Source organism: Nocardiopsis sp. NPDC006832, assembly GCF_040635885.1.
In the GTDB taxonomy this organism is placed as follows: domain Bacteria; phylum Actinomycetota; class Actinomycetes; order Streptosporangiales; family Streptosporangiaceae; genus Nocardiopsis.
In genome coordinates this window covers 1-25,471 of sequence record NZ_JBEYLC010000078.1, presented here as the reverse complement: position 1 = coordinate 25,471, position 25,471 = coordinate 1, and the positions used below count along the sequence as shown (strand labels likewise).

The 25,471-nt window shown below is 67.6% G+C and carries 24 protein-coding genes and 2 pseudogenes; 16 read left to right on the top strand and 10 right to left on the bottom strand.

The features are described 5' to 3' along the window. Positions 1 to 19: 19 nt before the first annotated feature. Positions 20 to 640: pseudogene (locus tag ABZ717_RS25585) on the bottom strand (DUF445 family protein); the annotation flags it as partial. A gap of 53 nt (positions 641 to 693) precedes the next feature. After that, complete coding sequence (locus tag ABZ717_RS25580; RefSeq protein WP_358514832.1) at positions 694 to 1,668, bottom strand: GntR family transcriptional regulator; 975 nt, start codon at positions 1,666 to 1,668, stop codon at positions 694 to 696. 282 nt (positions 1,669 to 1,950) lie between these two features. Here ABZ717_RS25580 and ABZ717_RS25575 point away from each other — a divergent pair, with 282 nt between their 5' ends. After that, entirely contained in the window at positions 1,951 to 3,123 is a 1,173-nt protein-coding gene (locus tag ABZ717_RS25575; RefSeq protein ID WP_358514829.1) for a DUF418 domain-containing protein, read from the top strand. A 47-nt stretch (positions 3,124 to 3,170) separates the two neighbouring features. Here ABZ717_RS25575 and add read toward each other — a convergent pair whose 3' ends face one another. Continuing rightward, positions 3,171 to 4,046, bottom strand: a complete 876-nt coding sequence (gene add / locus ABZ717_RS25570) for an adenosine deaminase (RefSeq protein WP_358514826.1) — start codon at positions 4,044 to 4,046, stop codon at positions 3,171 to 3,173. A 60-nt stretch (positions 4,047 to 4,106) separates the two neighbouring features. Between add and ABZ717_RS25565 the strand changes: the two genes are divergently transcribed. The 5 genes from ABZ717_RS25565 (at position 4,107) to ABZ717_RS25545 (ending at position 9,782) form a co-directional block, all read left to right on the top strand. After that, a complete protein-coding gene (locus tag ABZ717_RS25565) occupies positions 4,107 to 5,651 on the top strand; it encodes a recombinase family protein (RefSeq protein ID WP_358514823.1) in 1,545 nt (514 codons plus the stop codon). 52 nt (positions 5,652 to 5,703) lie between these two features. Then, positions 5,704 to 5,865: a hypothetical protein gene (locus ABZ717_RS25560; protein ID WP_358514821.1), complete on the top strand. Its 162-nt coding sequence runs from the start codon at positions 5,704 to 5,706 to the stop codon at positions 5,863 to 5,865. A gap of 1,769 nt (positions 5,866 to 7,634) precedes the next feature. Next, entirely contained in the window at positions 7,635 to 7,982 is a 348-nt protein-coding gene (locus tag ABZ717_RS25555) for a hypothetical protein (RefSeq protein ID WP_358514818.1), read from the top strand. Between the two features lie 14 nt (positions 7,983 to 7,996). Beyond that, positions 7,997 to 8,839: a hypothetical protein gene (locus tag ABZ717_RS25550; RefSeq protein ID WP_358514816.1), complete on the top strand. Its 843-nt coding sequence runs from the start codon at positions 7,997 to 7,999 to the stop codon at positions 8,837 to 8,839. Positions 8,840 to 9,362: 523 nt separating this feature from the next. Continuing rightward, entirely contained in the window at positions 9,363 to 9,782 is a 420-nt protein-coding gene (locus tag ABZ717_RS25545; protein WP_358514813.1) for a hypothetical protein, read from the top strand. A gap of 584 nt (positions 9,783 to 10,366) precedes the next feature. Here the strand turns inward: ABZ717_RS25545 and ABZ717_RS25540 are convergent. Further along, complete coding sequence (locus ABZ717_RS25540; protein WP_358514810.1) at positions 10,367 to 11,560, bottom strand: helix-turn-helix domain-containing protein; 1,194 nt, start codon at positions 11,558 to 11,560, stop codon at positions 10,367 to 10,369. 417 nt (positions 11,561 to 11,977) lie between these two features. On the opposite strand from ABZ717_RS25540, the gene ABZ717_RS25535 reads away from it, so the two are divergent. After that, positions 11,978 to 12,304: a hypothetical protein gene (locus tag ABZ717_RS25535; protein WP_358514807.1), complete on the top strand. Its 327-nt coding sequence runs from the start codon at positions 11,978 to 11,980 to the stop codon at positions 12,302 to 12,304. A gap of 241 nt (positions 12,305 to 12,545) precedes the next feature. Here the strand turns inward: ABZ717_RS25535 and ABZ717_RS25530 are convergent, their stop codons facing one another. Next, entirely contained in the window at positions 12,546 to 12,815 is a 270-nt protein-coding gene (locus ABZ717_RS25530; RefSeq protein WP_358514804.1) for a GntR family transcriptional regulator, read from the bottom strand. A gap of 386 nt (positions 12,816 to 13,201) precedes the next feature. Here ABZ717_RS25530 and ABZ717_RS25525 point away from each other — a divergent pair, with 386 nt between their 5' ends. Together ABZ717_RS25525 and ABZ717_RS25520 are read left to right on the top strand one after the other, a co-directional pair. Beyond that, positions 13,202 to 13,378: a hypothetical protein gene (locus tag ABZ717_RS25525; protein WP_358514801.1), complete on the top strand. Its 177-nt coding sequence runs from the start codon at positions 13,202 to 13,204 to the stop codon at positions 13,376 to 13,378. A gap of 197 nt (positions 13,379 to 13,575) precedes the next feature. Then, a complete protein-coding gene (locus ABZ717_RS25520; RefSeq protein ID WP_358514798.1) occupies positions 13,576 to 13,815 on the top strand; it encodes a hypothetical protein in 240 nt (79 codons plus the stop codon). 80 nt (positions 13,816 to 13,895) lie between these two features. Here ABZ717_RS25520 and ABZ717_RS25515 read toward each other — a convergent pair. Next, positions 13,896 to 14,054 (bottom strand): annotated as a pseudogene (locus tag ABZ717_RS25515) (adenosine deaminase); the annotation flags it as partial. Between the two features lie 172 nt (positions 14,055 to 14,226). On the opposite strand from ABZ717_RS25515, the gene ABZ717_RS25510 reads away from it, so the two are divergent. Next, a complete protein-coding gene (locus ABZ717_RS25510; RefSeq protein WP_358514795.1) occupies positions 14,227 to 14,871 on the top strand; it encodes a hypothetical protein in 645 nt (214 codons plus the stop codon). Between the two features lie 42 nt (positions 14,872 to 14,913). On the opposite strand, the gene ABZ717_RS25505 is transcribed toward ABZ717_RS25510, so the two are convergent. Next, positions 14,914 to 16,374 carry an aldehyde dehydrogenase (NADP(+)) gene (locus ABZ717_RS25505; protein ID WP_358514792.1) on the bottom strand — a complete coding sequence of 487 codons (1,461 nt, stop codon included), beginning with the start codon at positions 16,372 to 16,374 and terminating at the stop codon, positions 14,914 to 14,916. A gap of 494 nt (positions 16,375 to 16,868) precedes the next feature. On the opposite strand from ABZ717_RS25505, the gene ABZ717_RS25500 reads away from it, so the two are divergent. The 3 genes from ABZ717_RS25500 (at position 16,869) to ABZ717_RS25490 (ending at position 19,175) form a co-directional block, all read left to right on the top strand. Beyond that, entirely contained in the window at positions 16,869 to 17,459 is a 591-nt protein-coding gene (locus ABZ717_RS25500) for a TetR family transcriptional regulator (protein ID WP_358514835.1), read from the top strand. After that, positions 17,453 to 18,355, top strand: coding sequence for an alpha/beta hydrolase (locus tag ABZ717_RS25495; RefSeq protein ID WP_358514789.1), 903 nt, complete (start codon positions 17,453 to 17,455; stop codon positions 18,353 to 18,355). Before ABZ717_RS25500 ends, ABZ717_RS25495 begins: the two co-directional genes overlap by 7 nt. A gap of 196 nt (positions 18,356 to 18,551) precedes the next feature. Further along, on the top strand, positions 18,552 to 19,175 hold the full coding sequence (locus ABZ717_RS25490) for an HD domain-containing protein (protein WP_358514786.1): 624 nt from the start codon (positions 18,552 to 18,554) through the stop codon (positions 19,173 to 19,175). Positions 19,176 to 19,203: 28 nt separating this feature from the next. Here ABZ717_RS25490 and ABZ717_RS25485 read toward each other — a convergent pair whose 3' ends face one another. From ABZ717_RS25485 to ABZ717_RS25475, 3 genes are all read right to left on the bottom strand, one after another. Then, positions 19,204 to 19,962: a sulfite exporter TauE/SafE family protein gene (locus tag ABZ717_RS25485; RefSeq protein ID WP_358514783.1), complete on the bottom strand. Its 759-nt coding sequence runs from the start codon at positions 19,960 to 19,962 to the stop codon at positions 19,204 to 19,206. Positions 19,963 to 20,149: 187 nt separating this feature from the next. Continuing rightward, positions 20,150 to 21,076, bottom strand: a complete 927-nt coding sequence (locus ABZ717_RS25480; protein ID WP_358514780.1) for an SPFH domain-containing protein — start codon at positions 21,074 to 21,076, stop codon at positions 20,150 to 20,152. A gap of 355 nt (positions 21,077 to 21,431) precedes the next feature. Next, entirely contained in the window at positions 21,432 to 22,217 is a 786-nt protein-coding gene (locus ABZ717_RS25475) for an ABC transporter ATP-binding protein (RefSeq protein ID WP_358514777.1), read from the bottom strand. 55 nt (positions 22,218 to 22,272) lie between these two features. Here ABZ717_RS25475 and ABZ717_RS25470 point away from each other — a divergent pair, with 55 nt between their 5' ends. The 3 genes from ABZ717_RS25470 (at position 22,273) to serB (ending at position 25,230) form a co-directional block, all read left to right on the top strand. After that, a complete protein-coding gene (locus ABZ717_RS25470; protein WP_358514774.1) occupies positions 22,273 to 23,034 on the top strand; it encodes a hypothetical protein in 762 nt (253 codons plus the stop codon). A 185-nt stretch (positions 23,035 to 23,219) separates the two neighbouring features. Then, a complete protein-coding gene (locus tag ABZ717_RS25465) occupies positions 23,220 to 23,885 on the top strand; it encodes a DUF1707 domain-containing protein (protein WP_358514771.1) in 666 nt (221 codons plus the stop codon). Between the two features lie 121 nt (positions 23,886 to 24,006). Beyond that, entirely contained in the window at positions 24,007 to 25,230 is a 1,224-nt protein-coding gene (gene serB, locus ABZ717_RS25460) for a phosphoserine phosphatase SerB (protein WP_358514768.1), read from the top strand. Positions 25,231 to 25,471: the final 241 nt, after the last annotated feature.

Genomic DNA, 25,471 nt, shown 5'->3' with positions numbered 1-25,471 from the left:
CGGAACTCCAGCAACATGTTCAGGCTCGGTTGTCGTGCTCGGCGGCGATGGAACCGATCAGGTCTAGCGACCTCTGTGTCGTTGATGTTGATGCACTATCTGAAGTCGACGTACTCGCTGATTCTGATAACTTCTTACTTGTACTTGCTGATTCGCTCGCTTTTATTGATGCGCTATCAGACATCGACGTACTCGCTGATTCTGATAACTTCTTACTTGTACTTACGGATTCGCTCGCTTTTATTGATGCGCTATCAGACATCGACGTACTCGCTGATTCTGATAACTTCTTACTTGTACTTACGGATTCGCTCGCTTGGATTGACGTACTATTCGACGTTGACGCACTTAACGACCCTGTGTCTAACATTTCATAAATATCACGTTCACCTTTTTCAGAACTTAAATAATTTCTAGCCCTTTCACATAGGAAGTCAGTAATATATTCTATTTGACCTTTACATTGATCTAAGAAAGACTGAGGTAATATTTCACTTAACTTTCTATATTTATTTGACTCATACCAAAAGTTTAGTTTATTTAGAAATTTAGTAGTCAATTTATAATCTACCAACTCATTAACATCTATCCCTAAAAATCCAGCTATTTTTTTTATTGTCACATCATCATTTTTTAATTTACCGGTACCCGGCATCCGGTATCCGTCGCCGGGTACCGGCGCCTCGGCCCGGTTCACGGGGTCGCGGTGCCCTCGATTCGCGGTGTGAGCCCGTCCAGCAGGTGTTTCATACCGGCCTCGAAGATGCCGTCGACGTCGAGTGGCCCGGACACGCTGAACATGACGGGGAAACCGCCCCCGGCGGCCAGACGCAGGAACTCGGGGGCCCGGGAGCGCCACCACTGATCGGCGTCCATCCCGAACTCGTGGTCCTCCAGCACCACCCGCGTGGCCTGAAGGGCCATACCGGAGGTGTAGGCGGACACGAAGACGAGGATCTCCTGTGCTTCGTCGGCGGAGCGCCCCTGGTCGGTGATCACCCTCATCATCCACTCGGCGTTCCTCATCAGCCCCGGTGACACGACCGCGCCGGCCATCATCGTCAAACGCATGGCCCAGGGATGTTCGCGGTAGATCCCCCACTCAGCGACCAGGGCCAGTTCGAGGGCCTCCCGCCAGTGGTCGGGCGGCGGTTCGGGGAGCGCGGCATCGGTGTAGACACGGTCGATCATCGCCGTCATCAGCTCGCCCTTGTCGGCGACGTGGCGGTACAGGGCCATGGTGCTCACCCGCAGTTCCGAGGAGACCCTGCGCATGGACAGCCCCTCGATCCCCTCGGCGTCGGCGACGGTGATGGCGGCACCGACGATGGCCTCACGGGTCAGTGCGGGTTCGGTCCGGGAGCGGCGTTCACGCCGCCGTTCGGGTTCGTGCCCCTCCAGAGCGGAAGCAGATTTCGGGGCCGGTTCCGAGTCTGGTTCGCCCCGCACCACGGTCCCGACCCCGCGCACCGCCTCCACCAACCCCTCTCGGCGCAACGCCGTCAGCGCTTTGGTGGCGGTGGCCATGGCGACCCCCCACTCCCGGGTGATCTCCCGGGTGGAGGGCACACGGTCACCGGGCCGGAGTTCTCCGGAGTCGATACGCGCCCGGATGTCGACGAAGACCCGCGCGTAGGGCGGGATTCCTCGTCCCGAGGTCGTGGACATCGCCGGCCCCTTTCGGCCATTCTCCGTTCGGACTCCAGAGTGTACTAGTGCACATGCACTCGTGAACCACCTCGGAGCACCGCTTCGCCCTCCCTCGGAAACCTACTTTCACGCCCAGTGCACTAGTACATTTACCTGCAATTACATGGAAAAATAGGGTTCACAGCGACTACTCTTCCTGTTTATCTTGTACGCACACGATGCGCCACCCATGAGAATCCGACCTTGACGCGTACAACGTCCGCCGAGCCGCACAGACCGCGGCCCCTTTCGGAGCCCACCATGTCCCACACGACCACGCCCGGACCACGGGTCCCGGGCGCCACGGACCGCCCGCCACCCCCCGATCATCGTTCCCTGGCCCCGGACCTGGCCCGCGGTGTCATGCTCCTGGTCATCGCCCTCGCCCACGCGCACCTGTTCACCGTTCTCATCGGCGGCCCCGAGAACCCGCTCACCATCGCCGACCGGATCACCACCGCCGGCACGGTCGCGTTCGTGGACCTGCGCGGCCACCCCATGTTCGCGGCGCTGTTCGGCTACGGCCTCGCATGGATCCACCGTCGCCGAAGCGAACAGGGGCACGAACCGCGCCGAACCCGCGGCCTCTTGCGTCGACGCGGCCTCTGGCTGGTCGTCTTCGGCCTGGCGCACGCCGTCCTGCTCTTCCCCGGAGACATCCTGGCCGTCTACGGTCTGGTGGCGCTGCTCTTGGTCGGGGTGCTCCGCTTCCGCGACCGGACCCTGGTGATCCTCGCCCTGGTCTGGCTGCCCGTGGCCGCCACCGTCCACGCGCTGGTCGGCTCCTACGACGCCATGACCGGCTCAGGCCCGCCACCGATGCCCGACGGCTTCGTGAACGAGCTCTTCTTCCGTCTGGAGCTGTTCGCGGTCCTCTTCGTGATGATGTTCCTCGGCACGATCGTCCCGTTCCTGCTCGGGGTCCTGGCCGGCCGGCACCGCGTTCTGGAACAGCCGGGCGAACACCTGCGGCTGCTGCGCGCGACCGCGTTCGTCGGTGTCCCCGTGGCTGTCCTGGGCGGACTGCCACTGGCCCTGACCAAAGCGGGTGTGTGGACCGACGCGACCCCATTGGACGTACTCGTCATCACCCCGCTGCACCAGGTGACCGGGTACGCGGGCGGGTTGGGCTACGCGGCGCTCATCGCGCTGGTCGCCGCCCGATCGACCGGCCCACGAGGGCCGTCGACCAACGCCCTGGCCGCGCTCGGGCAACGCTCCATGACCTTCTACCTCGCCCAGTCCGTGGCGTGGGCGGTGTTGTTCTCCTCCTACACGCTCCACATCCAGCACACGTCGCCGGTCGTCGGGGTGGGCATCGCCGTCGCGGTCTGGACGACCACCGCGCTGCTGGCCGACCTCATGCGCCGCCGGAACAGGCGCGGGCCGGCCGAGGTGGCGCTGCGCCGGCTCGCCTACGGGCCGTCCCGTTGAGCCCGCGGTCCCGATGTCCTGAAGGGAGGGTGACGGGCCCGCCTCCTTCAGGACACTCCGTGCCGGGCGGCCACCGCGTCGATCTCCGCCAGCAGCGCACGACGGCGTGCCGCACCCAGGTAGGAGGCCTCGACCCCGTTGCGGGCCAAGCGCACCGGCCCGGCCGCGCCCAGCAGGTCATGGGCGATCCGATACTCACCGGTCAGATCGCTGCCGAACATCGTGGGGTCGTCGCTGTTGAGGGTGACCAACAGCCCCGCGTCGAGCATGGCGGGCAGGGGATGGTCCTCGATCCGCTCCACGGCGCGGGTTCGCAGGTTGGAGGTGGGACTGACGTCGATGGGCAGTTGTTCGTCGACCAGGCGGGCCACCAACTCCGGATCCTTCATGGTGTCGATGCCGTGCCCGATCCGCTCCGCCTTCAGCACGTCCAACGCCTCACGGACCCGTACCGGTCCACCATGCTCGCCCGCGTGCGGCAGGCTCACCAGACCGGCGGCCCGGGCCCGTCCGAACACCTCCGCGTAGGGCTCCAGCGGGGACTCCACCCCGCCCACCCCGAGACCGATCACGCTCGACGGGCCGTCCCGGAGCACGGCCGCCACCGTTCGTTCGGCGGACTCCGGCCCGAAGTCCGCGGGGAAGTCGGGGATCCACCTGAGTTGGACGCCGTGGTCGCGTTCGGCCTCGATCCGGGCCTGTTCGATGCCGTCGAAGACCACCTTCGCCGGCACCCCGCGCATCAGGTGGGTGTACAGGCTCACGTGGACCTCCGCGTAGCGGACGTTCTGCGCGGCCAGCCTCTCGGCGACGACCGAGGTCAACAGCGCGAAGTCGGCCTCTTCCCGCAGGGTGCGCACCGACGCCAGGTAGACCTCGACGAAGTGCGGGAAGTCGGTGAAGGCGTACCACGGATAACCCACACGAACGCTTGGGCCTCCGGGACACACAACGCCGCCTAGGAACAGCTAGGAGGCTCCGCCGTGCCCGTTGCCGCAATCTCTATCCGTGTCTCACACGCTGACCAGGCGTCCGTCTCCGTCGTCACACAGGAACGCCTGTGCCGCGACCTGTGCGAACGCAACGGCTGGAAGGTCCACAAGGTCTACGTGGACGAGAACGTGTCCGGGGCCGTCCCGCCGGAGGACCGGGACGGTATGGCGGAGCTACTCGCAGACCTTCCGCACCTGGATTACGTCGTCTCCGCCAAGCTTGACCGACTGTCCCGCCGTACGTCGCACCTGTTGGACCTCGTGGAGACGTTCAAGGGTGCGGGCGTCAAGCCGGTCACGGCGGATGGCGAGATCACCCCGCACAACGCGGACAACATGATTGGGCTGTTCGCGTGGCTTGCCCAACTGGAACGGGACCGTATCCGCGAACGGACCACGGAATCCCGTGCGGAGGTTCTGGCCTCCGGCCGCGTGAACAACAACGCCCCGTATGGGTACCGCATCGTTCGGAGAAACGGCGGAGCGTTCCTAGAGATCGACCCGGAGACCGCCGACACCGTCCGCGACTTGGCCCGCCGGAGCATCGACGGACAGACCGTGGCGGACCTCGTAGCATGGCTCAACCGCCACAAGATTCCTACGCCACGCATGCACGCGGCCAAGGTAGCGGGCCGCGACCCCAAACCCGCGCGCTGGACGGCCGCGACCCTCCGCACCATGCTTATTTCCCCGGCCCTCCGGGGAATCCGCACCAAGTACCCACGCGAAGAAGTACGGGACGCGGACGGTAGGCCCGTGCTGGACTCCAAGGGACGGCCCCGCGTCAAGCGTCTTCCCCCGGCGGAGTGCTACCGGCCGGACGGTTCCCTTGACGTCATCGCGGACGAGGTCCTTGACGCGGCCACGTGGCACGCCGTGCGGGAAGCCCTAGCGTCCCGTGGCTTCACGCGCAAGCGTCCCGCGAAGACGGACAGCCCACTGTCCCGCGCGGCCCGGTGCGGTGTCTGTGAGGGCCCTATGCACCACAGCCGGTCCACGGTCAAGGGCCGGTCGTGGCGGTATTACCGATGCTCCGCGTACAAGTCGTGCACCACGGTCCGCGCGGATTACCTGGACGAGCACGTTGACCGTTGGTTCCGGGAGACCTTTTACGGACTCCACGTGTACCGAGACGAGATCACACGCGGCCACGACGTCACAGCGGAACTAGCCGACACCGAACGAGCCTTGGAAGGTCTCACGACCGCAATCGAGGCGTCCCCGGCGTCCGCCGCTGTGTTGGGGGCCCGGGTCGCGGAGCTTGACGCCCGACGCTCCGCCCTCGTGGCGGAGCGAGACAAGCCCCGGGAAGTGGTCCGTGTGGCCACAGGAGAGACGTACGCGGACGTCTGGGAGCGGGCCGACGGATTGGGCAAGCGTGCCCTGTTGGAAGACATGGGCGTCACTGTGGCCGTTGCTCGTGGCCAACGGGGACGCCACGGTTTCGACCCGTCCCGCGTCACTATCGCCGTGGAGAACCCCGAGTACGCCGACGCGGCGGACGCGCTGTCCGCGTCCCTGGCCGACGCCGCGTAGCGCGGCCCCGGCCCCAAACTTGACCAGTACCGATCAACCCCTAGGAGACGCTGTGAACGACACCGACCGGATTAACGGGCTTTCCCTACTCGTCGGGGACCTCGTGGGAACCCTCGTGGCCGACGGCCGTATGTCAGACGCGGAGGCGAACCGCTGGACGAGGCAGGCCGACGCGATCGCGACCGGTGACCCGGAGCACGCCACGCGCGGGTAACCGGCCTCCGGCCCCCGGGCCCTGTTCCCTTGTCGGGAGCGGGGCCCTTGTCATGTCCGGGCCGCCTCCGGGTCGCGGAGCTTGTCCCCGCGAACGCTCCGGCCTTGTGGCCTCCGTGGAGCCTCCGCCGGAGCGGGGCCGGAGGGATGGCCAGGGACGAGGCCAGCGGACCCCGTGGAGCGGCCACAGACACGCGGAGGGACCGCCTCCGGGGCCGCCCTGGACGTCTCTGGAAATTCCCGCGAACGTTTCCCCGAACGGGACACACAACACGTGTACACCCCAACGGACGAGAGGGCCCGTCCATGTACACAGCAATGATGACCAGCGTTCCTATCTGCCAGCGACCCGGATGCTCCCACGTAGCCACGTGGGCGTACCCGCACGCGCGACACCGTCCGGTCTACTGCGGTCGTGACTGTCGCCGCGTGGTGGTCCGGGCCCAACAGCGGGCCGCGCGGTTCGCGGCGGTGCCTGTGGCCGCTTAGAAACAGCTTGACCAGCGGTCCGGCCGTCTCTCGCGAGGAGACGAGCCGGGCCGCTTCCTTTTGGTTACGTTTCAAGGATGACGAGTACCTATATTCTTATTTTCTTTAGAAAAATCTAAAGAAAATAGAAACCTAGGTACTCGTCATTCCTAAAGCGTAACCACCCAACCGAACGGAGAACGTGTGCCTTACTACACGTACGATAACCACCGCGACACCTGCGCTCACTGTGGCGCGAAACTTTCGTCTCGCCAAGAGCTTTGGTGTGGGGAACGATGCCGCCAAGCGGCCCGTGCTCTCGCGAGACGCCCGCTACGCCGCGTTAAGTGTGAGCTGTGCGGGAACATCTTCATTACTCGGAGCGGGCGTAAGAAACTCTGCACTCTCGGCACAGGTGAAAATGCGGACGCCGGACCGGGTGATCCTTGCTGGGAACTCCAGAACGCGGCCGATTCAGCGGAGGCCGCCGCCGTGGACGCCCGCGACTTTCCAACGTGCGCGCACTGTGGCCAGGAAACCGAATACGCGGGGACGGGACGACACCGTAAGTACTGTTCGGACAAGTGTCGTGTCTACGCACACCGTGCGCGGAAGGGTCGGAAACCACGGGCTTCCGCTTAATGGCCGCTTGACGTCCACAGGATCAACACAGACGCCCTAACGTTCCATTTTCCACCACGGACACGAGGTCCCTATTTCTAGGCCGCCTCCGTCCATCTGAGGGCGTGGAGCCTCCGGCCCCGGCCCCGGCCTCGTCCCGCGAAACGGCCGGAGGCGGTCCCGTGGCCTCGTCCGCGTCTCCGCGTCCAGCGTCCAGCGAACGCCACCGGGCCCCGGGCCCCCTACGCCCTCCGTGCGTCCACAGAATCAACACAGACGCCCGAACGCGGGGAATCCCAAGAGGGATTAGGGATCACCATTCCAGGCCCGGAGAATTGATTTCAGGGCTTCCCGTGGCGTTCCCGCTAGAGCCGCCGGGCCTCGTCCGCGAACGGCCCCCGGCGATCCGCCGGACACATAACTAGACAGTGGGGCCCGGCCCGTCGTTCTCGTTCACGAGGGCCGGTTTCCACACTCACGGGTGCCCGCACAGCACCCGTTAACTGACTTACGCGTTTCCTGGTTCTGATCAGTACTGGACAAGCGCGTTCCCGGCCTCCGGCCGACGTTGGACCTTACGGATATGTGCGGTATCCGTAAAGCCACGTTGGTCGGAGGCCGTTCTTTTTTTGCCAAAATCGCCCCCGTGAATTTCGCGGGCCCGGGAGTGAAAGAGGTTCCATGTCCAATAACGAGTCCACCAAGCCGGGATCCCCGGAGTTCACTCCGGAGGAATTGACCGAAGCGCGGCACGCGCGTATCAGTCGTGAGACCGGCATTCGGCCGGAGTTTATCCCCCTTCTCAAGGGCGAAACCGTCGAAGAAATTACCGCCGCCGCCGTGGCCATGGTGAAGTCACTTCCCCATATCCGCGTTGGGAATGCTCCGGTTGACCGTGTTGGCGATATGAAGCCCGGGACCGCTCCGGGGGCCGCCGCTACCTCCGGCGGGGACTCCGCCGACGCGGACGGCCGTCCCGACGCGGAGAAGCTGGCCGCCGCCATCCGCGAACGCATGAACGTCAACTAGAGGAAGGCCGTCCCATGACTGAAACGACCGACACCCGATACACCCGTAACGGCCGCTATCTGGACACCGTCAACGGGGACGCCGAACCCGACACGGCGGAGGACCGGGCCAGCGGCCAACTAGCGGACGCGCAAGCCACGGTGACCCGCCTCCGGCAGAACGCGCACAGGTTCCCGGAACTGGCCACCATGGCGAACGAGTTGGACAAGCTGTCCGACCGCGCGGAGGCGTACGAGGAAGCGCGGGACGAGGCACAGACCGCCGTCCGCGTGGCGGAAGCGGAGCGCAACGCGGCGGGCCGCGTGGCCATCCGGGACGGCTTGGACCCCGTGGAAGCGGAGCGCAACGCCACGGGCCAACTGGCAGACGCCCGGGAGGACGCGGAGCGCGCAGAACGCCACTGGCACACCGCCGCCGCCCTGGCCGCCGGGGAAGCTTTCCGGGCCCGCGCGCTTATCAAGCGGCTGAACAAGGAACACGCCGGGGAGATTCTGACGGACGCCCTCGTGGCCCTGGACGACGCCCGGACGGCGGCCCTGGAAGCGGCACAGGAAGCCCGCCGGAAGCTCGGAGTGATGCACGCTCACGTGCTCCACGTGCGGGCCGCCGCGAACCTGGAACCGGACAGCGATCTTGCCAAGCTGTCACACACGGGATTCCACCCTGACAACGCGGCACGAGGAAGCAACCGGCCCACGTATAACGGCGTGCTTCACGAGCTGGACAGCATGGCCGCGCGGCTGGCGTACACGGAGCGGTCCCCGTTCTCCAGTGACACGGACAAGCTCGGTAGCGACATGGGTCGCGCGGTGACCGTGGCCCGGGAGCGGAAGGCCGACACCCGCGAACAGCGGTAACCACTCCCATCACACACCCACGAGGGCCCGGAAGCCATACGCCGCCGGGCCCTTGTGGCATTCCTGGAAGGACCACCCCATGCCCTATGACAAGGCCCCGGCCCCCGTGTGTCTACGCCCCGGATGTAGCTACCGCGTGACGCCAGGTACACAGGCCAACGGGAAGCCGTACGCCTATTGCGCGTCCCCGTGTGCCCGCGCGCATAGAACGGCGGAGGCTATCGCGACAGCGGCTGTCGTTCCGCCGGGCCGCGACGTGAGCGCGGACGCGCGCGCTGTGCTCCGCGTGTTCGCCGCGCTGGACGCGACCCCGGAAGGACAACAGCCTCACAGTTCGGTATGGGAAGAGATCCGCGCGTTGTCACGCGTGTGGCTTGTCCGTGGCCGACGTGGCGGACGGCGGAGGCTGTGAGCGCGCGGTGTCCACAGGGTGGGGAGGGACCCCCTAAGCCGGGGGACAGCGTCCGGCGGGGGTTAGCGGTTTAAACGCGCTGCGCATGCGGCGGAGCCCTGGTTTTCCAACATGAGTAAGGAGGTAGGCACAGTGAGCGATTATCCGACGGCGTCCGCGCGGCTCGTGGCCAGCTATGAAGCGGAGTACGAACTAGACGAGACACAGCACGCCGCGCTCACACTGGCCGGTGAACACCTGGACGCGGCGGAGCGGCTGGACGCCGCCGTTCGGGAGCACGGCGTCATGGTCCCCGGCTCCGCCGGACAACTGGTGGTGAATCCCGCTGTGCCGGAAGCCCGCCAACAGCGGGCCGCCGCGTGGGCCGTGCTCCGCTCCATGCTCCCGGCAGACGCGGGGACGGATGCCGCGTCCATGGGACAGGCAGAGTCCGGCCACGCCGCGCGCTCCGCTGCCAGCCTCCGCGCTTCACGAGCGGCTACCGCTCGTTGGGAGCGCGCACGAGCGGCGTCCGGAGGGGATGCCGCGTGAAGCCGCTCCGGCGCAAGCACGCCGCGTCCGCCTCCGCTCCGCCGGTGGCGGTCCCGGACGTGCTCCCGCTTTACCAAGCACTGTTCCCGGAGTTGGGCGTCTCCCCCGACGTGCCGACGGTCCAGCTTCACGCGGCCTCGTGCGGGGCCGCTGTCTCCCACGCGCGCGGCTCGTGGCCGCCGGGAGTGTGCACGTGCCCGAACGGTTCCGGCTACCCGCGAACGGTGGCGACTGTGGCCGACGGGGACGAGCCCATTGACGCGGCCATGGCGGAACGGAACCGTTCCCTTGGACTCACCTAGGGCACGGGGCCGGCCCTCGTCCTCGTCGTCCAGGAGGACGAGGACGAACGCACGGGACGCGCTTGACCAGCGGGTTTCCGCTCGTTCTGGAAGGCTTTCCGTTCCGTTCCGATGATCTTTTCCGGTTCCGGAAACCTGTTCCGGCCGCTCCGGAACGGAAACCAGTCTTGTTCCGGAAGGCCGGAGGTCGTTCCGACGCGTTCCGTTCCGTTCCGTTCCGGTCGATCGGAACGACGACGTTCCGGCGGAACGCCGTGAGCGACCGGCAAGACGCGGGCCCGGCTAGACAGAGTCGAGCACTTCCCGAACCTCCGGGACGGCCCGGTATTCCGCCAGCCGCGACAGCACGACCCGGACCCGGTCGGACGTACGCGCGGACGCCACGTCTCCGGACAGTGCGATCACGTGGGCCGCGACGCGCGCGGATTCCTCCGGCTCGTTGGCGTCCGCGTAGGCCACTGCTAGCCACGACTCATACAACGCTCGTTCACGTGTGGACGTGACCGGGTAGTCCCGGAGGACGCGGGATAGCAGGGGGACGGCCCGGAGGGGCCGCCGGAGTTCCGTATAGACGCGGCTGTCCATGACGTCTAGCTCCGCTTCCGTGACCCAGTAGGCCCAATTGGGAGCGTCCCCGCTGTCCTCCGTTAGTGCCTCGTGAGCGGCCCCCAACGAACGCATAGCGGCTTGCGCGTCCCCGGCTTGTGTCTGTGCCCACGCGGCCCGGTCATGGAACAACGCCCGTGTCTTCCCCGGAGCGTCAGGGCCCGCCTCCGCGACGGCCGCGACTGACAGCGCGGCCCCTTCCGGTACGCGGCCGTTGTTGACCAGGTGATAGCCAAGGGACCCGGCCAACTGTGCCGCTAGCGGCCGGTCCCCGGCTTCCCGCGCGGCGTCCAGCCCAAGACGGTATGTCCGCTCCGCGCGTGGGTCCGCCGCGTCGGACGCTGTCCAGCCTGCAATCTGTGCAAGCTCCGCCACGGCCCGGAGGAGTTCCCGCCGGACCTCGTTCGTGTGTGTGGACTCTCGGAGGACGCGGACGGCCGCGTCTAGTTCCCGGAAGACGGGGCCGACGAGGTCCCCGCCAGCTAGCACGTCGTCCGCCAGACGGAGGCCGTGCGCGCGGGTCGCGAAATCAACGGCCGTACTCTGCCCGACCCTCCGGCCGCTCCGCGTGGCCAGCGGGGCCAACGCGTCCCCCGGCGGAAGCAGGGACGCCAGCGTCTCCGTCGGTTCGGGCCCCGTGTCCGTGACCGTGGCGAATTCCAGCCGTTCCCGGGGAACGTCCAGGACCTCCGCGAGGTATGGGAGCCACGCGCGGGGGACGCGCTTGCCTCGTTCCCACCTGGACACGTCGTGTCGCGTCACGGTGGGCCGTCCGGAAGCCGAACACAGCGCGTCCGCTAGTCGGGCTTGCGACCATCCACGGCCTGTGCGTAGACGGCGGAGCAACGCGGGGAGGTTTTCGGGGGTCATGGTCCCCATTGTGAAGGAGGGGCCCACAGCGCGGCCCACAGTTGGGCTACTCCGCCGGACATGCGATCTCGGGACGCTGGACACAGCCGATTGCAGACGACTCCCGGAGGCGGCCCCCGTGAGCATGTGGACGTGTCCCCGATGCTGGCAAACGGAAGTTCGCGGGCATCTGGCACACACGGATTGTCCGTCCGGTAACCCGCAGAACGACAGCGCGGACCGGCCCGCTCCGATGGGCTCCGCTGTGGCGGACACGGAGGACGAGCCGGAGCCGGAGGCCCGGCGGTCCGTACTAACCGCGACCCGGCCCCGCCTTCCGCGAATTCCCCCGCCGCGTCCGGCGGAGCCGGGGCCACTCCCCCGCCGGGACCGGGCCGTCCGCTACTGGCCGCAACCGATTCGACGGAAGGACGACACGTGAGAGACGACGAGGGCGTAGTGCCGGACCCGGTGAAGGACCCGAAAGGGTACGCGGACTTCCTGTTCGACGTTGTGTCCGGGACACTCCGGGACCGGCCGGAGGCGGGGGAATGGGCGGACCCGTCGTCCAGGGCCACCAAGGACGAGCTTGCGCGCATGCTGGACGACGCACGGGCGGACTTTATGGACCTCCGCCGGTCCCTCGTGGAGTCGGACACCCGGTTCGATTCGCTCCACGCGTGGCTTATGGCGGGGAACCCCTTGCCGTCCCCGTGGCGGCGGTACTACTGGCCACGGTTCACCGACGCGGAGGGCGCGGAGTGAGCGGCGACCCAAATCTCCCGGCGGGGATAGAGGACGACGGCGGCGTGTACCGGCGGCAATGTGGCTGGACCGGGTGCGGGAAGTTGGAAGGCCCGTTCGGCTGTGACACGCACGGGATCACGGGCCCGTCGGACAGAGACCGGTACGACCAAGCCGGTAAGTAACGAGCTTCCGCGCACGCCGTTCTCGTGGCGCGGACAAGGGCCGGACCCGGCACACTTCCCCGTGTCGGGCCCGGCATTCAATCTTCGTGGACCGGCCACGCACCCTTACCGTTCGACACCCGTACACGCCCGTGCTCCGCGAGGACGGACACGGCCCGCTGTGCGGTGCCGCGCGAGACGCCGAACTCGTTTTGCAGTTGCGCCACGCTCGGAAGCCGCGTGTCCTCCGGGAAGTCCCCGCGTGCGATTCGAGCGGCTAGGACGGCCGCAAGCTGGACGTATTTCGGTTCCGGGCCTTCCTTAAGACGGCTGTCCGGCCCGTACCCGTTGGGGAGCGGTGTCGTCATGTCGTTATCGTCCCATGGCGGGAAGGTCTGAACTCGATAGACAGCACTGAACGGTTGCGGTAATGTCACGCATGCCGACACGGCAAAGCCCGGCGGGTGCTGGTAACACCCCCGGGCTGTGGTCAACGCTTTATGGGAGCGTCAACATGCACAGTCTACTTGCCATGCTCGCAACCCTCGTTCGGTTGCTCCGTCCTTCCCATGGACTCCACGCGGCCCCGCGTGCGCTCCGCCGGGACGTCCAGGACGAGGCACGCGCGGCCCGCGTCCGCCGGTATGCGAACCCGCTTCCGGCTCGTCCGACGGGCCCCGGGTATGCCTCCGCGCTTCCGGTCCCGCGTCGGCCCTTGGACGAGGCCCTTCCCGCCACACTCCGGCCCGTCCCGGTGGACTACGTATCCGTCGTCCAGGCGGAGGCCGTGAGTCATCCGGTGGACATCGTGCGCGGCTATTACCGGGCCCATGAGGCACGCCAGCGGCACGCACGCGCTGACCGGGACCGGTTGGGCGTAGCCGTGCTGTTGGACGTGGCCACCGCGACCCGTGCGGAGGTAACGGCGTGACCTCCCGCGAACAGGCAGCAATCCAGCCCGGGAACGACGCGGGACAATGCGCGGTACGCCGTAGCGGGTACACCACAGGGTTCGGAGCGGACCGACTCCCGTGCATCCTTACGGCGGGACATGGCGGCAATCACCGCGACGCGTTCGGCCGTGGGTTCGTCAACGAAGATCACGGGCCGTCCCCGGTCTACCGCGTCATGCCGGACGAGGCCGACACGACCACGGACACGGACAACGTGGTGACCCGTTCGGACGTCTCTACCGTGGACACCATCGAACGCCAGGGGGACGCCATGCCTAACGCCCGTGAAATCGATCCGACGGAGGTTGACACCCTTCGGGCCGCCGGTTGGACGGAGAACGACCTCCGGGAGCACTTCGGGGACGCCGTGTCCCTTCCGGACGCGGCGGAGGACGTCCCGCTCCGGGCCGCGTAGCCGCGAATCCACCGGGCCCCGGGGAACCGGGGCCACTCTTAGACCCGAACTGAACTGCTTTTGCCTAGGTTGGCCAACTCGTACCAATTCCGAAGTTCTTCGAGGGTGTCCGGGAGACCATCGACCCGGTGCCGTTTCGCCAGTTCGAAAAGGGTCTCGGCGGGCATCGACCCTTCGAGGTGGACGTGGAGTTCCACCTTGGGCAGGGCGTCGACGAGGGCGTGGGGATCCTGGGTCATGGAGACAACCTCGGGGCGTGGTGCGAATACGGTCGGTCTTCGCAACCTAGGGGACGGTCTCCTCCGACGACAGGTCGTCGGGACGGACCTGACGAAAGTTCGGGAACTCCGGTTCGGGTTCCTGACTTCCGTGCATGGTGCGCGCCGTGCCGGGCTCCGTAGTGTGAGCGCCATGACCTCCCCGCTCTGGAACAACTCGTACGCCTCCGTTCCGTCCTCGGATCCCACCTCGGGGCAGGTGGCCAAGGCCCGACTCCGGCTGCACGCCCAGCACCACCCGGTGGCCCACTCCGCGCTCTGGGGGGCCGGCGCCGGGGTCATCGCCCTCCTCCTCGCCGCGATGTTGACCGCCCCGAACCTGACCGATCCGACCGGCGTCCCCGGCTGGGTCCCGGGCGCCGTCGCCATCATGGCCCTGTCCGTCACCGTGTTGTCCGGACTGGCCGCGTACTCGATCCTTCGCGTGATGCCCGCGTCACCCGAGACCGATCCGGTGCGCTACGCCATCGCCCGACGCCAGGCGGTCTCCGGGGCTCCTGGTCCGGACGAGAAGGTCAACCGGACCGCCCGACACATGATCGACCACCTCGTCTACGTGTCGAACCCGACCTACCGGTTCGTGCCGCTGCTGGTCGCCGCGGCCGCCTTCGCCGTCCGCCCCCTGATCGAGATGGCCGGCTCCGGGGCCGAGACCTGGACGCTGTTCGAGTTCGCTCCGGCCGCGCTCATCATCTTGGGCATGGTCTTCATCGAACCCATGGCCGACCGGGAGAGGGAGGCCTGCCTCTCCTTCCGCGAGCAGTACGACTCGGAGTGAGTCGGTGGTCCGGGCCGCGACCCGGACCACCGTGCGAGGCCATCAGACCGACGGTGATCCGCCGTCGACCTTCCTGGGCACACCGAGCGGGTTGCCGTCCCGCAGCGCGGCGGGCAGCAGGGCGTCCGGCACCGACTGGTAGGTGACCGGACGCAGGAACCGACGAATCGCGGTGGTGCCCACCGAGGTGTGCCCGGGCGCCGTCGTGGCCGGGTAGGGACCGCCATGGGTCATGGCGTGTGAGACCGCGACCCCGGTCGGCCAGCCGTTCCAGATCACCCGACCCGCCACCGAGGCGCCCAGGGCCAGCAGGGCGGGGGCGATGGGGTCGTCCTCCTCGCCGTGGACGGTGACGGTCAGCTGCCCTTGCAGGGCACCGCCAACCTCCAGCAGCCGCCGCTCATCGGGATAGGTGACCACGAGTGTGGCGGGACCGAAGCACTCGGTCAGAAGGGCCTCGGAGTGCTCCAGCAGGGAGTCCAGGTCGGTGCGCAACAGGCTCGGCGTCCACCCCTCACCGGTCCGCCGCCCCTGGACCAGCACCTCCGTGGCCGGGTGCCCGGACAGGTCGTCCAGCCCGCGCGAGTAGCCCTCCTCGACCCGGTCGTTGAGCAACGGGGCCGCCGCACGGCCCTCCAGGTCACCGACCAGGGCGTCCAGCTTCGCTCCCTCGGGGACGAACACGACCCCGGGCTTGGTGCAGAACTGGCCCGAGCCCATCGTGGCCGAGCCGGCGTAGCCCTCCAGTACCTCGGTGCCGCGAGCGGACATGGCCGCACGGGTCACGAAGACCGGGTTGAGGCTGCCCAGCTCCCCGTAGAAGGGGATCGGGTCGGGGCGGGAAACCGCCAGGTCGTACAGGGCACGCCCGCCCGGGATGGACCCGGTGAAGCCGACCGCGCGGGTGTGCGGGTGGGTCACCGCGCCCTTGCCCGCCTCGAATCCGAAGACCAGCGCGAACACCCCTTCGGGCGCGCCCGCGTCGGCCAGGGCCGCGACGACCACCTCGGTGGTGCGGCGGGCCAGTTCCGGATGACCCGGGTGGGCCTTGACCACGACGGGACAACCCGCGGCCAGCGCGGAGGCGGTGTCCCCGCCGGCGGTGGAGAAAGCGAAGGGGAAGTTGCTCGCCCCGAACACCACCACGGGACCCAGGGGGACGAGGACACGGCGCAGGTCCGGTCGGGGGGTGCCCCACTCCGGGTCGGCGGAGTCCACCATGGCCTCCAGGTACTCGCCCTGTTCCAGCACGTCGGCGAACAGACGGATCTGGAACGTGGTGCGCCCCAGTTCACCGCGGCATCGCGCCTCCGGGTAGTGCGATTCGGCCATCGCGATCGGGACCAGGTCCTCGGCGGCGGCGTCCAATGCGTCGGCGACCGCACGCAGTACGCGGGCGCGGTCGGTGGGGGCGAGTGCGGCGAAGAGGGGCGCGGCGGCGGACGCGCGCTCCATGACGGCGTCGAGTTCCTCCGCCGTGGTGTCGGGGATGGCCGTGGTCATGCCTGGACCTCCTGGAGGGGTGGATGTGCGGGCTCGGACCCACCATGCCATGCATCTACTGCAAACGGTTGCAGCGGGGTCGCGTCCCGGCGCACACTGAAGGACGATCCACCCACTTGAACCCGTGAAGCGACAATCCGACTACCGACAGCGACAACAAGCGATAAGTCGGCCGAATAGGACAAGTTTCAACCACTTCTCTCGACCCGCTCTCACCAGGAAGAACGAATGAATCACCCGAATCGGACAAGTGTCCACACGGAACTTCGGAACGAAACTGGAATTTCCCCGGAACCAGGTGAATCCGAAAAGGCATCATAGGAGACGTGACGACCAATTCCCGAAGCTCAACACCCCCGCGCGCGCGACGCTCCCCGGAGCCGACCGACGGGGCCGTCTCCCAGCGTGAGAGCCGTGGACCCGCCAGAGTCGCCAACGACGAACTCGCGTTCGCGCAGGCACCACTACGCCGGCTCCCCGCCCAGCAGCGCAGCATGGTCCGGGTCCAACGCATGCTCGACTGCTGTGCCGAACTCCTCGACGAGGTCGGCTACGACAACCTGTCCACCACACGGATCGCCGAACGGGCGGGCGTGGCCATCGGCTCCGTCTACCAGTTCTTTCCGGACAAGAAGGCGATCACCCAGGCGCTCGGACTGCGCTTCCTCGACCAGTTCGGCACCCGGGTCACCGAACGACTCGCCGACGCGTCCTTCAGCCATTGGACCGGGGCCGTCGATACCATCATCGACGAGTACATCGACATGCACCGTAACGTGCCCGGCTTTCGCAGCCTCCACTTCGGTGACATCGTCGACCCCCGTCTCCTCAGCGGTGGCAGCGACAACAACCGGGTGATCTCCGTGCGCCTGCGCAAGATCATCGTCTCGGTCACCGGCCTCCCCGACAACGATGAACTCGACAGAGCCGTCCACGTATCCGTGGAAGCGGCGGACGCCGTCCTCAAGCTCGCCTTCCGTGACAACCCCGAAGGCGATGCCGCACTGGTGTACGAGGCCAAGCGCCTCGTCAGCAGCTACCTGTCCCACTTCTCCGAACGCAACGGAGGCGACCATCCGTGGTAGTCGACGCGCCGGCCATCGAAGCACCGACAACCGGGACCGCCGCGGGCGTGCCCTTCCTCGCCCTGCCCCCGGCGGTGGCGGCCCCCGCACCGGCCCCACTCGTCATCGGCCTGCACGCCTTCGAACCACCCCGCAGTGAATCCGCCCTCGCCGGGACCATCCCCATGGCGGCGCTCCCGGCATGGCGGGTCTACCTCGGGCTGCCGTTGTTCGGCGCCCGGCTGCCCGAAGGCGGCGTCCCCGAGATCAACCGGCGCGGTGAACGCGACTACCTGGTCGAACTCTTCGGCCCCGTGGTGGAAGAGGCCGCCGCCGAACTGCGCAAGGTCGACGCCGAACTCCGGTCGTCCCTGCCCATCGCCGACGTCCCGACCGGCCTGGTCGGCGTCGGGGCCGGAGCCACCGCCGTGCTCCTGACCCTCGCCGAGAACGGCCTCCCGACCAGCGCCGCCGCGGTGGTCAACCCGATCGTCGACCCGACCCTGCTGATGGCGGCCCGCGAACGCCGCACCGGCACCCCCTACCGCTGGAACACCCGGGCCCAACGCACCCGCGGATGGCTGGACATGAACGCGCGGGCCCCGGAGATCGCCCGGAACCACACCCCGCTGCTCATGGTCGGCGGAGGCGCGGACGAGGTGTCTCCACCCGGCCACGGACGGGCGTTCCACGACGACCTGGCACGAGAGCTCGGTCGGACCATCGACGCCCCCGGCCACGAACATGCGCTCCGTCACATCGTGGTGCCCGACCTGGCACACTCCATCGGACCGGAGCCCGGCCTGGAGCCCGGACCGCTCACCCCGGCCGGGGTCCTGGCCGACCGAGCGCTGACCGAATGGTTCCATCGGCACCTGCCCGTTTCACCACAGGTCCGGATGGATCGGGCACACTGAGAGAAGACACCTCGGGGCCGGCCACACCACGAACACGGCCGCTCCCCGACGTTCATCGGGGGCACGCCGCCTCCTTCCCCCCAAGCCGCCTCCCCGTCGTCGGGGCGACAGACGGCACGCGTTCCATGGGATCATCCAGTGGCGACCGCGCCAGCGGTCCCACCTGATCCGTTCATCCATCAGGAGGGCGAACCACGTGACGGAACCGGCACCGGTCTTTGCCAGCGGGGTCGACAACGAACGGCTGAACGCTCAGCTGCGCTTCATCCTGGAAGTGGACAAGCTCAAGCGCGTCCTACGTAGGAACCTGCTGGTGGACGGTTCTCGCCGAGAGAACTCCGCCGAACACTCCTGGCACCTCACCCTGTGCGCGCGGACCTTCGCCGAGTACGCGCCCGAGGGCACCGACATCGACCGTGTCATCGAGATGCTCTCCATCCACGACATCGTCGAGATCGACGCCGGAGACACCTTCGCCTTCCAGCCCGACGACGCCGAGTCCCAGGCCGAACGCGAGCGTGCCGCCGCCGAACGCATCTTCCCCCTGTTGCCCGAGGACCAGGCCGCACTCGCCCACGAGCTGTGGCAGGAGTTCGAGGCCCGACAGACGGCGGAGGCGCGTTTCGCCCGGGCCATCGACCGGCTGTCCCCCATGCTCGCCAACTGGCACAACGAGGGCGGCGCCTGGGTGCGGTTCGGGGTCACCCGGTCCGAGATCATGACCAAGGTGAAGCTGATCGCGGAGGGCTCCGAGGCGCTGGGATCGTACGCGACCGCGCTCATCGACGACGCCGACCGCCGCGGTTACTTCCGGGCCTGATCCACCGGCGGGGGCGGCGCCGAGGGCGTCATACCCTGCCCATGATGATCTGTGCGGCGGCGGACAGGCCCACGATCACCAGGATGACGCGCAACGCCGTCGGGCTGAGCCTGCGGCCGAAGTTCGCGCCCAGGTAACCACCGACGATCGTCCCCGCCGCGAGCAGTGCGACCACCGGCCACGCCGGTGAGGCGAACACGATGTAGAACACGGCCGCCGTGCTGTTGGCGATGGTGGCGAGGGCGTTCTTCAGGGCGTTGAGCCGCTGGATGTCGTCGTCCAGGGTGGAACCCAACAGGCTCATGAGGATGATGCCCTGCGCCGCCGCGAAGTAGCCACCGTAGGTACCCGCGCCGTAGGCACCGATGGGCATCAGGATCCCACCGTTCTCGTGGGCCGGTTTGCGCGCCCTGGCCCACTTGGTGATCTTGGGCTGGAAGACGATCAGCACGCAGGCGCCGCCGATCATGAACGGCACCACGGACTCGAAGACCCCGGGCGGCAGATAGACCAGCAGCGTCGCACCGGTCAGCGCGCCGAAGAAGGACATGACACCGAACCTGATCAGCCGCGGCCGCTGCCCGGCCAGTTCACGCCGGTAGGCGATGGTGCCGCTGAGGGTCCCGGGTGCCAGGCCGACGCTGTTCGAGATGGTCGCGGTGATCGGTGGATAGCCCAGGGCCAGCAGCACGGGGAAGGTGAACAGGGTCCCGGACCCCGCGATCGCGTTGATGCCGCCGGCGGCCACCCCCGCGAGGAGAATGGCAACGGCCTCCCAGAGTTCCATCGCCCCACCTTCCGCTCCGCGGCTCCCCGACCGTCGAGGGCTCGAACAGACTACGAGAGCCGGTCATCCGATGATCAGGTCGGGTGCGACCTGAACCGGACGCCCAAGCGCACCCGGCCCCTGACACGCGAAGGCCCCGCCCAAGGGACGGGGCCGGAGCACGCGAGGGGTCGGTGGACGACCCGGCTCAGGTCGGGATCTTGACGACCTCGTTCTGGATGCGTTCGAAGGCGCTGCTCACACCCTGCAGGGCCTGACCCATCTCCGCCGGAACGATCCACACCTTGTTGGCGTCGCCCTTGGCGATCTCCGGGAGCTTCTGCAGGTACTGGTAGGCCAGCACGTCGGGGTCGACCCGGCTGGTGTGCAGGGCCTTGAAGACCATGTGGATGGCGTCCGCCTCACCACGGGCCCGCAGGGTCTGGGCGTCGGCGTCGGCCTTGGCGGTCAGCATCAGCGCCTCGGCGCTACCCTTGGCCCGCAGCACGGACGAGGAGCGCTCACCCTCGGCGCGCAGCACGGCCGACTGCTTCTCACCCTCCGCGCTGAGCAACTGGGCCCGCTTCTCCCGGTCGGCGCGCATCTGCATCTCCATCGCCTCCTGCACGGAGGACGGTGGCTCGATGCCCTTGAGCTCGATCCGGCTGATCTCGATGCCCCAGTCCCGCGTCGCCTCGTCCAGGACGGACTTGAGCTCGCGGTTGATCTGGTCGCGGGAGGTGAGGGTGCCCTCCAGGTTCATGCCACCGATGACGTTTCGCAGGGTCGCCAGGGTGAGCTGCTCGACCGCCTGGATGAAGTTGGCGACCTCGTAGGTGGCCCGGTAGGCGTCGATCACACGGATGTACACCGCGGAGTCGACCTCGACCGCGAGGTTGTCCTCGGTGATCGCGGACTGCGGCGGGAAGCTGACGACCTGCACACGGCGGTCGATGCGTTCGCGCACCTGGTCGACGCCGGGAATGACGATGTTGAAGCCCGAGCTGAGCGTACGGTGGAACTTACCGAAACGCTCGACCACGTCCTCCATGGAGTGCGGAACGATACGCACGCTTCGCCAGAAAATGATCAACAGGACGGCGACGAAGAGTGCGACGATGATGATCGTGGTCACGGTTACCGACCCTCCACCGAGTCGGGCCGGGTGACGGTGTTCAGTGACGACATCTGGGGCGGCTCCGGATCTGCTGACGGGGGTGACAGGCAGCGCGGGAGCGGACCGCGCCCTAGGCCGCCCGTCATAAAGCGCGCCGAAATAGAGCGATCCGCCCACTGTTCGACGACGCTACCCCATACCTATCCGGGACGACCACATCCGGACGGAAATAGGAATTACGGACCCTAGGATTTCTTCCATAAACACATCCCCAATCACTCCCTTCACAGAAGGGCCCCGGGGCCGACGAGGCCACCGGGGCGATCAGGGAGAAGGGGACGGGGGTTCGGGTCCACTCGAAACGCGATGAACCTCAGACGGCGCGGGCCGACCAACGACCGCCGTCGCGCTCGACCTTCAACCCCAACCCGAAGGTCTCGCTCAGGTTCTCCGCCGTCATCACCTCGTCCAAAGGACCCGCCCGCATCACCCGACCGTCACGGATCAGCAGAGCATGGGTGAAGCCCGGCGGGATCTCCTCCACGTGGTGGGAGACCACGACCAGCGCCGGCGCGTCCTCGTTGCGCGCGAGCTTGCCCATACGACGCAGCAGGTCCTCTCGCCCACCCAGGTCCAGCCCGGCCGCGGGTTCGTCCAGGAGCAGCAGTTCCGGGTTCGACATCAGCGCACGCGCGATCAGCACCCGTTTGCGTTCACCCTCGGACAGGGTGTGGAAGAAGCGGTCCGCGAGCTCGCCCACCCCCCAGTGACCCAGCAGCGCACGGGCACGCCCGTAGTCCGGAACCCCGTACTCCTCCCGGAACCGACCCAGGTAGCCGTAGGCGGCGCTGAGCACCAGGTCGAGGACGGGGGTGTCCTCCTCGATCCGGCCGGACACGGAGGCGCCCGCGTACCCGATCAGCGGCCGCAGCTCGAACACGTCCACGCCCCCGAGGTGCTCCCCGAGGACCTCCACCTTGCCCGAGGTGGGATACAGCTGGCTGGAGGCCACGTTCAGCAGGGTCGTCTTACCCGCGCCGTTGGGACCGAGGACGACCCAGCGCTCCCCCTCCAGCACCGACCAGTCCACGCCATCCAGCAGGTTCGCCCCGCCTCGTCGTACCGTGACCCCGTTAAGGCCCAGAACACGCCCGTCCATCATCCTCCTTCTCTCACGTCCCACGCCGGTGCACGGGCCGCCCTACCCTGTAGCAATGCATTTGACGTCCGCACCACTCGTCGCCTGGGGCAACGCCTGGCTTTCGGGCCACGTCGGGTTGGACGACGCCGTCGACGCCGTCGAACGTCGGGGCGGCCCCAACCTGATCGGGACAGTACCCCCCGGTGACCTGCCCTTCGACAGCGGCGTACCGCTGCGTGCCGCACTGGTACGTCTTCGTGGCCTGGGCCTGTCCGCGTTCCGGTTGGCGCTGCCCACCTGGGGCGATCCCTGCGGGCTGATCGGCCCCGCCGAACTCAACCGGGCGGCGATCGAGGCGCAGGAGGGTGTGTTGGTGCAGCTCGCCGAACGACAGGTGGGGTTGGTGCCCTCCGCCGACCTACGTGGTTCATCCTACGTGGGCGTCTCATGGGCCCCGTATCCGGCGAATGACGGCATACCCCAGGTTCCCGACCTTTCCGACGCCGAACGGCGACTCAAACTCACCCTGGTGCGGGTCGCCGAGCTCCTTCAGGGGGTGGACGACGTGGCCTCCTTCGCGCCGTCCGTCCACCGCGAGTTGGGGGACCTCGGTGACTCGGGCACCCCGCCCCTCGCCCACGGGTACCCACCACGCGCCCATCGGGTCGCGGCCCAGGCGAAGAGGCTCGCGAAGGTGGTGGCCCTCGCCGAACCCGGTTCCGGGCGGGGCATGAACGCCCACCAGATCGACCTGAGGGCCCAAGCCCTGCGGGAACTGGACGGTGTCGTGCGTCGCGCCCTGATCGCCGCGCACGCGGCGATAGAACTGCCCTGAGCGGGGAGGGTGCGCCCGGACGGGGGTATGGCCCGGAGGCGACACGAGTGGGACCCTGGTGTCGGGGGCGGGGAGACTCCGGGACGAACCAGGGACGACACCTGATCCGGGATCTCGTCGAACACACCGATACTTGAGTGTGCGGCCGTGTCCAGGCCGACCCACCGAGGAGGAGAGCCGTCACCATGCAGCCCGATCACATCCGAGCTTCCGACACGGACCGGGACCAGGTTGCCGAACGGCTCCGGGAGGCGCTGGCCGAGGGCCGCCTCAGCCCCGTCGAACACGAGGAGCGCCTCGACACCCTCTACAAGGCCAAGACCATCGGCGAACTCGGCCCCATCGTGTCCGACCTCCCCCGATCCGGGATGCCCGGGGTACCCGGGCTCCAGGGGCTCGGCGGCACCGACCACAGCGGCACCACCGACGGCATGGAGATACTCGGCAGCGACGCCCGAGACCTCGCCGGACAGAGCAAGGGCTCGGAGAACCTGGTGGCGGTCTTCGGCGCCGCGGAACGCCGTGGACGCTGGCTCGTCGAGCCCCGCACCAACGTGTCGGTCCTCTGTGGCGGGGTCGAGCTGGACCTGCGCGAGGCGGTACTGAGCCGGCACGAGGTCACCATCCAGCTCGCCGTGATCCTGGGCGGAGTGGACATCACCGTGCCGCACGGCGTGCGAGTGATCAACAACACCTCGGCGATTCTGGGCGGCACCGACCTCCACGGCACCGATCAGGTGACCGACCCCAACGCCCCGGTCGTACACCTGACCGGAACCTGCATGCTGGGCGGGGTGGACGTCAAGGCGAAGAAGGTCAAGAAGAAGCGCAAGGGCAAACGCGGCGAGTGATCTGCCTCGCACCCCCGGGGCCCTGGATACTCGCCTACCTGTCCACATAGTGAACGAGCTGCGAAAACCTCGTGCCCCGACCGTCCCGGGCGTCCCACGGCCGAGTACCGTGGGGCATGCCATGAGTGATGAATCCACGTTGTTGGTAACGATGACCGGGCATGACCGTCCCGGGATCAGCGCACGTCTGCTGAGCACTCTTTCCGTCTTCCCGGTGACCATCGTCGATCTGGAACAGGTCGTTCTCGGTGGACGTCTGGTGCTGGGGACCGTCCTCGAAGTGGACGAGAAGGTCGCCCCCGGGGTGAGTCATCGGCGGGTCTACGAAGAAGTCCGCTCCGCACTCGACAAGACCGCGATCGATCTCGGTATGGACGTCGAGTACGCCGACGGGAACGGGCGGGTCAACGCCAACGGTGACGAGCACCTGCACGTCACCGTGCTGGCCTCCCCACTACGTCCCGGCGCCCTGAGCGCCATCACCTCGTGCGTGGCCCGCTCCGGGGCGAACATCGACCGCATCGAACGTCTGTCCGCCTACCCGGTGACCTCCGTGGAGATGGAGATCTCCGGAGGCAACGCCGACCATCTCCGTGCCGAACTGGCCATGGAGTCCGCCACCCAGGGGGTGGACGTCGCCGTACAGGCCGGTGGCCTGCACCGGCGCGGTAAGCACCTGGTCATCATGGATGTGGACTCGACCCTCATCCAGGGCGAGGTCATCGAACTCCTCGCGGCCCACGCCGGCTGTGAGGACGAGGTCGCGAAGGTGACCGAGGAGGCCATGCGCGGTGAACTGGACTTCGAGGAGTCCCTCCGCCGCCGGGTCGCCCTCCTCGAAGGTCTGGACGCCTCCGCCATCGAGAAGGTCTGCGGCGAGATCCAGCTGACCCCCGGCGCCCGTACCTTGATCCGCACCCTCAAACGCCTGGGCTACGAGTGCGGCATCGTCAGTGGCGGCTTCACCCAGATCACCGACGTCCTCGTGGAACGCCTCGACCTCGACTACTCCGCGGCCAACACCCTGGAAGTCGTCGACGGCAAGATCACCGGCCGCCTCGTCGGCCCGATCATCGACCGCAAGGGCAAGGCCACCACCCTCCAGCAGTTCGCGGAGGAGGCCGGGGTCCCCCTCAACCAGACCGTGGCCATCGGCGACGGGGCCAACGACCTCGACATGCTCCAGACCGCCGGTCTGGGCGTGGCCTTCAACGCCAAGCCCGTCGTACGCCGTCAGGCCGACACCTCGGTCAACGTGCCCTACCTGGACACCATCGCCTTCATCCTGGGGATCACCCGCGAGGAGATCGAAGCCGCCGACCTCGTCACGGACCCCGTCCCCTGACGGAGTCCGCGCACCCGTTTCACCTGTGGTCACTATCGATGTCGATAGTGACCACAGCTGTAAGAGCACGAGGAAACAGCGTCCGGTAGAACGTCTTCACCAACCCACAAAAAAAGGGGGCCCGCCAACAAGCGGACCCCCCTTCCAAGAAAAACCGTGGCAGCGACCTACTCTCCCACCCCACCACAGGGCAGTACCATCAGCGCAAAGAGACTTAACGACCGGGTTCGGAATGAGACCG